Genomic DNA, 515 nt, shown 5'->3' with positions numbered 1-515 from the left:
GGCCCATGTTGGGCCGCACCGGCAGGCGCTCGCCGTTGAGTTCGAACCATTCGGCGCCGATGGGTGTCGCCGCGCAGGGCGTGGCCGCGGCCAGCAGGATGTCGAAGCGATCGAAGAGCCGCGCCACCTGCTCGGCGTACAGCCGGCGCAAGCGCTGCGCGCGCGCGTTCCACGCGGCGGGCAGCAGCGTGCCGGCCAGGAAGCGGTCGCGCGAGAGCGGCTCGAAATCGTGCGCGCGGGTGCGCAAGTCGGGCAGATGCAGCGCGCCGCCTTCCGAATTGGTGATGAGGAAGGCCGCGGCGCGCCCCGCCTCGACCATCGGCAGTTCGAAGGTCTGGGTCGCACCCAGCGCCTGCGCCACCGTGTCGACGGCGTTGAGCGCTTCGGGCTGCACGCGTTCACGGAACCAGCCGCCGAGCACGCCGATGCGAAGCCCCTGCAGGCCGTGCGAGAGCGTGGGCAGCGTGGGCTCGACCGCGCGCTGCGCACAGCCGGGATCATGCGGGCCCATGCCC

Annotated in this window: 1 protein-coding gene; it reads right to left on the bottom strand. The window is 73.0% G+C overall.

Annotation, left to right across the window (positions count from 1 at the left end):
- Positions 1-515: amidase family protein (locus AC1DTN_RS39290; RefSeq protein ID WP_477925676.1), on the bottom strand; the 515-nt coding region annotated here is incomplete at both ends.

Source organism: Rhizobium sp. 01T444, from assembly GCF_056398305.1.
Note: the sequence above shows the minus strand (reverse complement) of the source record. Positions and strands in the feature narration are given on the sequence as shown.